Below are 10,806 nucleotides of genomic sequence, written 5' to 3'. Positions count from 1 at the left end.
ACGACGTCAGCGAGCGACCAACACGATTTTCAGCCCGGAACGGGCCACCTCGCCAGAGGCGACAAGGACTAACCCCGAGACTGACACCACCGTAGGGATGACGGCAATGTCACATGACATAGCCAAAGCCGTTACGGTGGTGTCAGGGTGATGTGGTCACGCAAGAGCGAGCAACGGAGAACCCATGACCAGGTCACTGACCAACACCACCGCCCTCATCACCGGGGCCAGCAGCGGCATCGGCGCGGCAACCGCGCTGACACTCGCCTCGCAGGGAGCGAACGTCGCAGTGGTGGCCCGACGCAAGGACCGCCTCGACGAACTCGTCGCGCGCATCCGCGCCACCGGCGGCACCGCGCACGCCATCGAGGCGGACATCACCGACCAGCGCCAGGCCGCCCGCGCCGTGCAGCAGACGGTCGAGACCTTCGGCGGCCTGGACACCCTCGTGAACAACGCCGGCGTCATGCTGCTCGGCCCCGCCGAGAGCGCGCCGGTGCAGGAGTGGGACCGCATGATCGCCATCAACCTGCAGGGCCTGCTCTATGCGACCCACGCCGCACTGCCGCACCTGCTCACCGCCGCCGCAGGCCCGCAGGGCACCGCCGACATCCTCAACGTCAGTTCGCTCGCGGGCCGTTACCCGGTGGCCGGGTCGGCCGTCTACAGCCTGACCAAGCAGGGCGTCGGAGCCTTCAGCGAGGCGCTACGCCAGGAGGTCGGCGGCCGGCACGTGCGGGTGTCGCTGATCGAGCCCGGCCCGGTCTCCACCGAACTGTTCACCCACATCCGTCCGGAGGTGCTTGAGGCGGGCAAGGACCAGTGGGCGGACGCCACCTTCCTACACGCGGAGGACATCGCGGACACGATCGCCTTCGTCGTGACCCGGCCGCCGCGCGTGGTCATGAGCGAGCTGCTGGTCCGCCCGGACGGCAGCCAGTGGTGAGCGCCGCCGCCACGCGGCCACGACTTCAGGAGTGACCGACGCCCGACTGCTGGTCGCCCCGACTCGATCGCCCCGGGCACCCGGCCCGGCACGACGATCGAGCGGGGCTCAGCCCAGCGTGACGACCCAGCGGGCGCCCTCGCCCCGCGCCAACCGGCCGAACGCGACCGGCGCCTCGTCCAGCGACATCGTGCCGCTCACCAGCACCCCCAGGTCCAGCGTGCCGTCGGCCAGTTCGGCGGCCAGCACCGGAACCTCCCGGTCCGGGTCGGACGAGCCGTACACCGAGGAGCGCAGCGTACGGGCGGAGTGGAAGATGTCGAGCGCGCCGAGGCTGACCATGTCGTCCTTAGCGCCCATGCCGACCACGGTGACCGAGCCCCCGCGCCGGGTGAGCCGCCAGGCCGCACGGATGGTGGCGGCCCGGCCCACGCACTCGAAGGCGTGGTCGACGCCCCGCCCCTCGGTGCGAGCCCGCACCTCCTTGGAGAGCCGGTCGTCGGAGAGCAGGAAGTCGGTGGCTCCGGCGGCCAGGGCCAGGTCGCGCTTCGCCTCGGCCACGTCCACGGCGAGGATCGTCGTGGCACCCGCGCGACGTGCCGCGCTGAGCACGGCGAGCCCGACCCCGCCCAGCCCGACGACGGCGACCGACTCGCCGGACGCCACCCGGGCGGTGTTCCGGACCGCTCCGAGGCCGGTGAGCACCGCGCAGCCGAGCAGCGCGGCCTGCTCGACCGGCAGGCCGACGGGGATCGGTACGACGGCGCTCTCCGGGACCACCACCGCCTCGGCGAGCGCGCCGAGACCGAGCGTCAGGTGCAGCGGAACCCCGTCCTCGGTCTCGCCACGCGGCACGGTCGGTGCCGTCGTGTCGGCGCAGAGCCACGGCTCGCCGCGTCGGCACCACCAGCAGGCCCGGCAGGCGGGCGCCCAGTTGAGCACCACCGGTGTGCCGACCGTCAGCCCGCCGCCCGGCCCGACCTCGGCCACCACCCCGGTCGCCTCGTGCCCGAGCACCAACGGGAACCTCGCGGCGATAGTGCCGTTTACCATGGACAGGTCGGAGTGGCAGACACCCGCCGCCCGGATCGTCACCCGCACCTCGCCGGGGCCGGGCGCGGGCAGTCGTACCCGCTCGACCCGCAGCTCGGCCCCGCGTTCGCGGGCGACCAGCGCGCGGACGACGACCGGCGCGGACGCCGGCTCGCCGGCACCGCCCGGCGCGGTCGACGTCAGCTCGGGGCCGGTCATCGCTGGATCGCCTTTACCTCGCAGAACTCGGCGAGCCCGTGCGTGCCCAGCTCCCGGCCGAGGCCGGACTGCTTGTAGCCGCCGAAGGGAGCGAGCGGGTTGAACGGCGCGCCGTTGATGTCGACGGCCCCGGTACGCAGGCGTCGCGCCACCGCGAGCGCCGCGTCGGTGTCGGCGGACCAGACCGCGCCGGCCAGCCCGTAACGCGAGTTGTTGGCGATGGCCACGGCTTCGTCGGTGTCGTCGAACGGGATGACCGCGAGGACCGGGCCGAAGACCTCCTCCTGGGCGAGCGCGCTGTCCGGGTGCACGTCGGCGAAGACGGTCGGGGCGACGAAGTGCCCGCGCGCCGGGACCGGGGCGTCCGGGCCGCCGACGACCAGCCGCGCGCCGTCGGCGAGCGCCCGGTCGACGTGGCCGCGTACCCGCTGCGCCTGCGCGGCGGAGACCAGCGGGCCGAGCCGGGTGGCCGGGTCGAACGGGTCGCCGAGGCGGTAGCCGGAGACCGCCGCCGCGACCAGGTCGAGAGCCTCGTCGTACCGGTCGCGGTGCACCAGCATCCTGGTCCACGCCGTGCAGGTCTGCCCGGAGTTGAGCAGCGCGTTGCCCACGCCCACCTTGACCGCGGTGGCCAGGTCGGCGTCGTCGAGGATCACGTTGGCGGACTTGCCGCCCAGCTCCAGCGCGACGCGGGTGATCCGGTCGGCGGCGAGTCGCATGATCCGGCTGCCGGTGGCGGTGCTGCCGGTGAACGACACCAGGTCGACGTCCGGGTGCCCGGCGAGCGCCTCGCCCGCCACCGCGCCGGTGCCGGGGACCAGGTTGAGCACGCCCGGCGGCAGGCCGGCCTCGGTGACCGCGTCGAAGAGCAGGTACGCGGTCAGCGGTGTCAACTCGCTCGGTTTGAGCACGACCGTGCAGCCGGCGGCGAGCGCGGACGCCACCTTGGCCATCACCTGGTGCAGGGGGTAGTTCCACGGGGTGATCGCGCCGACCACGCCGATCGGCTCGCGGACGACGAGGGAGTTGCCGATGCTCTCCTCGACCGGCGGACGGGCGGCGAGCGCGACGTGGTCGCGTAGGACCGTCAGCGGAAGCCCGACCTGCACGCGGGTGGCGAGCTTGAGCGGCGAGCCCTGCTCCACGGCGATGGTGCGGGCGAGGTCGTCGGCACGGGCGGCGAGCGCGGTGTGCAGCCGGTCGAGGTGCGCGGAGCGTTCCGCGGGCGCGGTGGCCGCCCAGCCCGCGAAGGCGGCGCGGGCGGCGGCGACGGCGGCGTCCACATCGGCCGCCGTGCCGGCGGGGACCTGGCCGACGGTGTCGCCGGTGCTCGGATTCTCCACGTCGAGCACGTCGGTGCCGGCGGGAGGCGTCCACTCGCCGCCGATGTGCAGGTGACGCCGGAGGCGCAGGATGTCGGGGAGCGTCGACGGCGGTGCGGCGAGGTCCATGGCGTCCCTTCGGAGGATGGGCGACGGGCGGCTCAGCGGCGGACGGACGATGAAACTAGCGCTGGGAGTTTGGACGCTACCCGCTGGACCGGCCGGACTCCACCGCGCCGAGGGGGCCGACGGCGCGGTCGTACTCGGCGGCCAGGCCGTGCAGCAGCGCGTCCAGGCCGAGGGCGAAGGCGCCCTCGTCGACGCTCTGCTGGTGCTCGGCGAGCCGGTGCGCCTGGCGCAGGTGCGGGTAGTGCGCGGCGTACAGCTCGGGATCCTCGACGAAGCCGCGGGCGAACGAGCCGAGCGCCGACCCGGCCACGAAGTAGCGCAGCGCCGCGCCGATGTGGGTGGCCCGGGCCGGTGGCCAGCCGGCGCGGACGAGACCGCCGTAGACGGCGTCCGCCATGGCGAGCGCGGCCGGACGTCGACCCGGCCCCTGCGCCAGGTACGGCACGATGTTCGGGTGCGCGGTGAGCGCCCGCCGGTACGACCACGCCCACTCGCGCAGCGCGGCGGCCCAGTCGCGGCTGGCGAATCCGCTGGTGTCGACGGCGCCGGTGACCCCGTCGGCGACCGCGTCGAGGATCTCGTCCTTGGTGGCGAAGTGGTTGTAAAGCGAGGGCCCCTGGACGCCCAACGCGGCGGCGAGCCGGCGGGTGGAGAAGGCGGGCAGGCCCTCGGCGTCGATCAGCGCGGTGGCTGTCTCGACGATCAGCTGCCGGGTGAGCCGGGGCTGGCGGGGTCGGGGCACTGCGCTCCTCGTTCGGTCTGGGCGGTGTGGTCTGGACGCACCAAAACTTACACCGCTAGTTTAGTGGTGACCGGCCGCGCCGACGCCAGGAGGACCATCGTGGACTTTTCGCTCACCGACGAGGAGCGGGCGGTGCGGGACACCGCCCGGTCGTTCATCCAACGCGAGGTGATGCCGCTGGAGGCGGAGGTGCTTCGCCGGGAGCGGGCCCACCAGCCGAGTCTGGACCACTCCGAGGTCCGCGAGCTGCAACTCAAGGCCCGCAAGTTCGGCTTCTGGGGTCTCGCGACCCCCGAGGAGTACGGCGGGATGAACCTGCCGGCCGTCCTCCAGTCGCTGATCTGGACCGAGCTGGGCCACACGTTCGTGCCGTTCCGCTTCGGCGGCGAGGCCGACAACATCCTGTTCCACGCCACCGAGGAGCAGAAGCGGGAGTTCCTCATCCCGACGATCGAGGGTGAGCGCCGGTCCTGCTTCGCGATCACCGAACCGGGCGCCGGCTCGGACGCCGCCAACATCCGGCTCTCCGCCCGCCGGGACGGCGACGACTGGATCCTCGACGGCGAGAAGACCTTCATCACCGGCGGGCACGACGCCGACTTCGCCATCGTCGTCGCGGTGACCGACCGGGAGAAGGGCGCCCGCAACGGCGGCGCGACCGCGTTCCTGGTGGACCGGGCCATGGGCTGGCGCTCGGAGTTCATCCAGACCATGGGCGAGGGCGGGCCCGCGTCACTCATCTTCGACGGCGTACGCGTGCCGCACCGCAACATCCTCGGCGAGATCGGGCAGGGCTTCACCCTCGGCATGGAGTGGATCGGCAAGGGCCGCTACACCATCCCGTCGCACGCCGTCGGCATCGCCGAACGGGTCCTGCAGATGGCCATCGAGTACGCCAACACCCGGGAGACGTTCGGCGCGAAGATCGGCACCAACCAGGCCATCCAGTGGATGATCGCCGACTCGGAGACCGAACTGGAGGCGGCCCGCTGGCTGATCCTGCGCTCGGCGTGGACGGTCGATCAGGGCCTCGACGCCCGACACGCCTCATCCATGGGCAAGCTCTACGGCGCGCAGATGGTCAACCGGGTCGTCGACCGCGTGCTCCAGATCCACGGCGGCATGGGCTACACCCGGGAGCTGCCCATCGAACGCTGGTACCGGCAGGTCCGGCTCTACCGCATCTTCGAGGGCACCGACGAGATGCAGCGGCTCATCATCTCCCGGGACCTGCTGCGCGGGTACACGAAGATCGGCGGTCACCTGGCCTGAGCCCGAATGTCGGTCCTCTGCTCCTGAGCACCGGCCGGCCGTGCCCGCCGCGGGCGCGGCCGGCCTCAGCCGACGAGCGCCGTCAGCGCCGCGTCCACGTCCGCCTCGGTCGAGTAGAGGTGGAACGAGGCGCGGACCCGGCCGGCCCGGACCGCCGCCCGGATGCCAGCCGCCGCGAGGCGCTGTTCCGCGTCGGGCACGTCGACGGCGACGATGGCGCTGTCCCCCGCCGGCCGGCCCAGGCCGGTCAGGAACCGGTTGGCCAGCGCCACGTTGTGGGCCTGGATCGCCGGCACGCCGATCTCGGCGACCAGTTCCATGGCGGGGGCCGCGCCCACCCAGCTGAACCAGGCCGGCGAGATGTCGAACCGGCGGGCATCGTCCGCCAGCCGCAACGGCGGCCCGTAGTAGGAGGCGTGCGGGTCCTGGCCGGCGAACCAGCCGGCCGCGTCCGGGCGCAGCCGCTCGCGCAGGGCGGGGGCCAGATAGGCGTACGCGGTGCCGCGCGGGTTCATCAGCCACTTGTAGCCGCCCACGGCCACCACGTCGGCCCGACTGCCGTCGAACGGCAGCCACCCGCACGCCTGGGTCGCGTCCACCACCACCAGCGCACCGTGCGCGCGGGCCGCGGCCACGATCTCGTCGTACGCGGCGACAGCGCCGTCGGACGACTGCACCAGGCTGAACGCGACCACGTCCGTGTCGGCGTCGATCGCGTCGACGAGCCCGTCCACCGGCACGGTGCGGACCGTGACGCCGCGCTCCTCCTGCACCAGCCAGGGGAACAGGTTCGAGGTGAACTCGATCTCCGGAACGACCACGGTGGCGCCGGCCGGCAGGGACGCCGCCACCGGCGCGAGCATCTGGGAGACCGTCGCGCCGACGGCCACGTCGACGTCGGGCACCCCGACCAGACCGGCGAACGTCGTCCGGGACCGCTGCACCGACTCGCCCCAGCCCTCCCAGGAAGTGCTGCCGACACGCCACTGGGCCAGGGAGTCCTGCAACGCCGTCCAGCCCGGCTCGGGCGGCAACCCGTAGGAGGCGGTGTTCAACCAGCCGGGCTCCGGCTTCCACAACTGCTGCGCCTGCGCGATCTCCATGCCACCGACGTTAGGCCTGGTCACGGCAGGTCAGCCACGACCAATCGGCGATCGGCGGCCTGCCAGCGGTCCCCAGTCGCGTACCGGAGGCAGTGGGGCCGACCCGGCCGGCGATACCGACTGTGCACGAGGGACTACGCTGCTCGGGCATGGACGACGGCAGGCTTGTCGAGGCCCGGAAGCGCATTGATGCCTCCACCAACGGGCATGTCGACCTGAGCGGTCTCGATCTCACCCCAGAAGATCTCAGCGAGTTGCTGCGCGACACCCGGGCTCTCGCCGAGGTCGTCAGCGTCGATCTGGCCAACAACGAGCTGGACACCCTGCCGGACGCCGTCGCCGACTGGACGTCCCTCACCCTGTTGGACCTGAGTAGCAACCGGTTTTCGTCGCTACCCGACGCCGTCGCCGCCTGGACCACCCTGGAACGGCTCATCCTGAGCAACAACCAGCTCACCGCGCTGCCGGACGCCGTCACCGCCTGGACCTCCCTCAGCGAGCTGAACCTGAACGACAACAGAATCACCGCGCTACCCGACGCCGTCGCCGCCTGGGCCGCCATGACAAAGCTCAACCTGGATGACAATCAGATCAGCGCACTACCCGACGCTGTCGCCGCCTGGACCGCCCTCACCCGGCTCGACATGGATCGCAACCAGGTCAGCGTGCTACCGGACGCCGTCGCTGCCTGGACCTGCCTCGATGTCCTGTACCTGGAAGGCAACCAGCTCACCGCCTTGCCCGATGCCGTCGCCGCCGCCTGGACCTCCCTCAGCGAGCTGAACCTGGCCAGCAACAAACTCACCGTGCTACCCGACGCCGTCGCAGCCTGGACCTCCCTCACCGACCTGCACCTGGACAGCAACCAGCTCACCGCGCTACCCGACGGCGTCGCCGCCTGGACCTCCCTCACCGACCTCCACCTGAATCACAACCAGCTCACCGCGCTACCCGACGGCGTCGCCGCCTGGACCGCCATGACAAAGCTCAACCTGGATAACAATCAGATCAGCGCACTACCCGACGCCGTCGCAGCCTGGACTGCCCTCACCCGGCTCGACGTGGATCACAACCCGCTCACCGCACTACCCGACGGCGTCGCCGCCTGGACCTGCCTCAATGTCCTGTACCTGGAAGGCAACCAGCTCACCGCATTACCCGACGCCGTCGCCGCCTGGACCGCCCTCACCGACCTGCACCTGACCGGCAACAAACTCACCGCCTTGCCCGACGCCGTCGCCGCCTGGACCTCCCTCACCAGCCTTTACCTCGAGAACAATGAGCTCACCGCCTTGCCCGACGCCGTCGCCGCCTGGACCTCCCTCACCAACCTGCACCTGGACAACAACCGGCTCACCGCACTACCCGACGCCGTCGCCGCCTGGACCTCCCTCACCGTGCTGAACCTCGACAGCAACCGCCTCACCGCGCTACCCGACGCCGTCGCCGCCTGGACCTCCCTCACCGGGCTTTACCTAGCCGGCAACCGGCTCACCGCTCTGCCCGACGCCGTCGCCGCCTGGACCTCCCTCACCGGCCTTTACCTGGAAAGCAATCAGCTCACCACCCTGCCCCACGCCATCGGTCGGCTCGCAGAGTTCCGGACGCTCGTCGTCGACGACAACCGACTTTCGCCCGAGGTGCTGGCCGCCGAGGCGGAGGGCACGGAGGCTCTGCTGGCGTTTCTCCGGAATGTCGCCACCGACGGGATCTCGATCTCGGAGGCGAAGCTCCTGTTCGTGGGCGCCGGCGAGGCGGGAAAGAGTTCCCTGCTCGGAGCGTTGCGCGGCGAGCCGTGGCGGGATCGTCACCAGACGCAGGGCATGGACATCAAGTCGCTGGTGGTGACCCACGCCGGCCGGGAGATCACCCTCAACGGGTGGGACTTCGGCGGCCAACAGGCCTACCAGCCGGCGCACCAGTTGTTCTTCAGCGCGCCGGCCGTCTACGTCGTCGTCTGGAAACCCCGTCCGGGTGTCGCGGCCGGCATGGTGGAGTCCTGGATCGCCATGATCGCCCACCGCGCCCCGGATGCCCGGGTGCTCGTCGTCGCGTCGCACGGCGGACCGACCTCGCGGGCGGACGCCATCGACGAACAGCACCTCAAGCAGCGCTTCGGTGACCTGATCATCGGCTTCCACGAGGTCGACAGCGCCGTCCCGGACGACCGGTTGGAGGCGCTGCGGGAGGCGATCTCCGTGGCCGCCGGCACGCTCCCGCACGTGCACCGCAACTATCCGGCGAGCTGGCAGCGGACGATCGAGGCCGTCACCGCCGGCGGTCAGCAGGTGATCGACTACCGCGACTTCGAGACGGTGGCCGAGGCGCAGGGACTGACCCCCGCCCAGGCACGGGCGCTGGCCAGCAACGCCCACCACCTGGGGAAGTGGATCTACTACGCGGACGACGACGCGCTGGCCGCGTTCGTGATCCTCCAACCGGACTGGCTCAACGTCGCGATCGCCGCCGTCCTCGACAGTCGAGACGCCGTCGACGCCCTCGGTCTCGTCCCACACCGCATGCTCGGGCGACTGTGGGGTGCCGCGCAGGCGCCCGACGGCACCCTCTACACGAGGGAGCAGCAGCGACTGTTCCTGGCGCTCATGGGTCGCTTCGAGCTGACGTACCAGGTCTCGCTCGACGCCTCACCCGAGCCGGTGAGCCTCATCGCGCAGCTCGTCCCCGCCGCGCAGCCGAACCTGCGCGGAGCGTGGGTCGACTTCCGTCCCGGCGACCGCGAGTACCTGGAGGTGTGCCGGATCTCGGAGGGCCCGGCGGGTCCCGTGGTCATTCCCGAATCGCTGATGTACCGGCTCATCGTGCGACTGCACCACCAGCGCTACACGGAGCCCGACTCCATGCAGGGCGTGCACTGGCAGCAGGGTGTGGTCCTGCAGAGCCGGTACGGTGCTCGCGCGCTCCTCACGGTGCGTACCGGAGTCGGTGTCCAGGTCCAGGTCCGTGGCCCGGACGCCGTCACCTACCTGCGACAGGTCACCGACGAGATCCGTTACTGCATCGAGCGCTTCTGGCCCGGCCTGGCCACCGTCGCCCTCGTCGCCTGCCGTGACGGGTGCGGCCTGCCCACACCCGGCGCGGGCCTGTTCGACGTCGACAAGCTCGTCAAGCTACGCGACGTGCACGGCCAGAGCGTGGCGCAGTGTCCCGTCTCCAGCTGCGACGCCTTCCCGGCCATCGACGCGCTGTTGGGCGGGTCGCACGCCGGCCACGACGCGCTGGCGGTGCTGCAGGACGGCGTGGCCCTGGTGGACCGGCACGTCCTCGGGCTGAGTCGACGGGTAACCGAGCTCAGCGACACCGTCAAGGCCAACCTCGCGGGCGTGAACGCACGGCTGACGGCCCTGATGCGGCAGCTCAACGACGAGGCCGCGGACGGGCCGCGTCTCTTCACCCTCACTCCCGTCGGGGCGTCCCTGCGCAATCCGCAGTGGATCTCCATCCGGATGCGGCTGACTCTGTACTGCGAGCACTCGCTCCAGCCCGTGCACGTCCTGGAGCCCTCCCGACGCAATGCCGGCGTCTACTCCATCGATATATCTCGGGAGTGGTGGGTCCGGGCCGTCCCGCTCCTGAAGGCAACCTCCATGCTCCTGAAGCCCCTGCTCGGCGTGGGCGTGGCCGAACTCAAACTCGAGTTCAACGACGAGCAGTGGAAGGCCGTGGAAGAGCAGGTCTCGCTGGCCAACGAGACCTTGAAGGCCGCGGCGGAGGCCGCCGACCACCTCACCGCCGACGACCACAGCGCCGGCCTGGCGGAGCAGGCCCCGGGCGCGCCGCCGGCGCCGATCATCGCCGAGGGCGCCACCCTCCGGACGCTGCACGCCGCGCTGCGCGCCCAGGACGTCACCATCGCCGATCTCCGCAAGGTCGTCCGCCCGGACGGCCGCATCCTCTGGGTCCACCCGCAGCTCGAGCACCTGTACCACAGCGGCCTGCCCGTCATCCCCTAATGGGAGCTGCCGGGTCAGCCGTTGGCAAACTCGGTACTTGCTAGCCGCAGGCGGGTGAGCACTCCCATCC

At 71.6% G+C, this 10,806-nt stretch carries 7 protein-coding genes; 3 read left to right on the top strand and 4 right to left on the bottom strand.

Annotation, left to right across the window (positions count from 1 at the left end; translation table 11 throughout):
- Nucleotides 1-184 precede the first annotated feature (184 nt).
- Nucleotides 185-946 carry an SDR family NAD(P)-dependent oxidoreductase gene (locus ACLQ25_RS31955; protein ID WP_425734454.1) on the top strand — a complete coding sequence of 254 codons (762 nt, stop codon included), beginning with the start codon at nucleotides 185-187 and terminating at the stop codon, nucleotides 944-946.
- Nucleotides 947-1,054: 108 nt separating this feature from the next.
- Here the strand turns inward: ACLQ25_RS31955 and ACLQ25_RS31950 are convergent, their stop codons facing one another.
- The 3 genes from ACLQ25_RS31950 to ACLQ25_RS31940 form a co-directional block, all read right to left on the bottom strand.
- Nucleotides 1,055-2,197, bottom strand: coding sequence for an alcohol dehydrogenase catalytic domain-containing protein (locus ACLQ25_RS31950; protein WP_425734453.1), 1,143 nt, complete (start codon nucleotides 2,195-2,197; stop codon nucleotides 1,055-1,057).
- A complete protein-coding gene (locus ACLQ25_RS31945; RefSeq protein ID WP_425734452.1) occupies nucleotides 2,194-3,648 on the bottom strand; it encodes an aldehyde dehydrogenase family protein in 1,455 nt (484 codons plus the stop codon). The genes ACLQ25_RS31950 and ACLQ25_RS31945 overlap by 4 nt, the downstream gene beginning before the upstream one ends.
- Before the next feature lie 76 nt (nucleotides 3,649-3,724).
- The gene (locus tag ACLQ25_RS31940; RefSeq protein WP_425734451.1) at nucleotides 3,725-4,390 is read right to left on the bottom strand and encodes a TetR/AcrR family transcriptional regulator; all 666 of its coding nucleotides are present in this window, start codon (nucleotides 4,388-4,390) and stop codon (nucleotides 3,725-3,727) included.
- A 99-nt stretch (nucleotides 4,391-4,489) separates the two neighbouring features.
- Between ACLQ25_RS31940 and ACLQ25_RS31935 the strand changes: the two genes are divergently transcribed.
- The gene (locus tag ACLQ25_RS31935; RefSeq protein WP_425734450.1) at nucleotides 4,490-5,662 is read left to right on the top strand and encodes an acyl-CoA dehydrogenase family protein; all 1,173 of its coding nucleotides are present in this window, start codon (nucleotides 4,490-4,492) and stop codon (nucleotides 5,660-5,662) included.
- 65 nt (nucleotides 5,663-5,727) lie between these two features.
- On the opposite strand, the gene ACLQ25_RS31930 is transcribed toward ACLQ25_RS31935, so the two are convergent.
- Complete coding sequence (locus tag ACLQ25_RS31930; RefSeq protein ID WP_425734449.1) at nucleotides 5,728-6,765, bottom strand: aminotransferase class V-fold PLP-dependent enzyme; 1,038 nt, start codon at nucleotides 6,763-6,765, stop codon at nucleotides 5,728-5,730.
- A 149-nt stretch (nucleotides 6,766-6,914) separates the two neighbouring features.
- Between ACLQ25_RS31930 and ACLQ25_RS31925 the strand changes: the two genes are divergently transcribed.
- A complete protein-coding gene (locus ACLQ25_RS31925) occupies nucleotides 6,915-10,736 on the top strand; it encodes a leucine-rich repeat domain-containing protein (RefSeq protein ID WP_425734448.1) in 3,822 nt (1,273 codons plus the stop codon).
- Nucleotides 10,737-10,806 lie beyond the last annotated feature (70 nt).

This window comes from Micromonospora sp. DT44, from assembly GCF_049841635.1.
Taxonomy (GTDB): domain Bacteria; phylum Actinomycetota; class Actinomycetes; order Mycobacteriales; family Micromonosporaceae; genus Micromonospora.
Note: the sequence above shows the minus strand (reverse complement) of the source record. Positions and strands in the feature narration are given on the sequence as shown.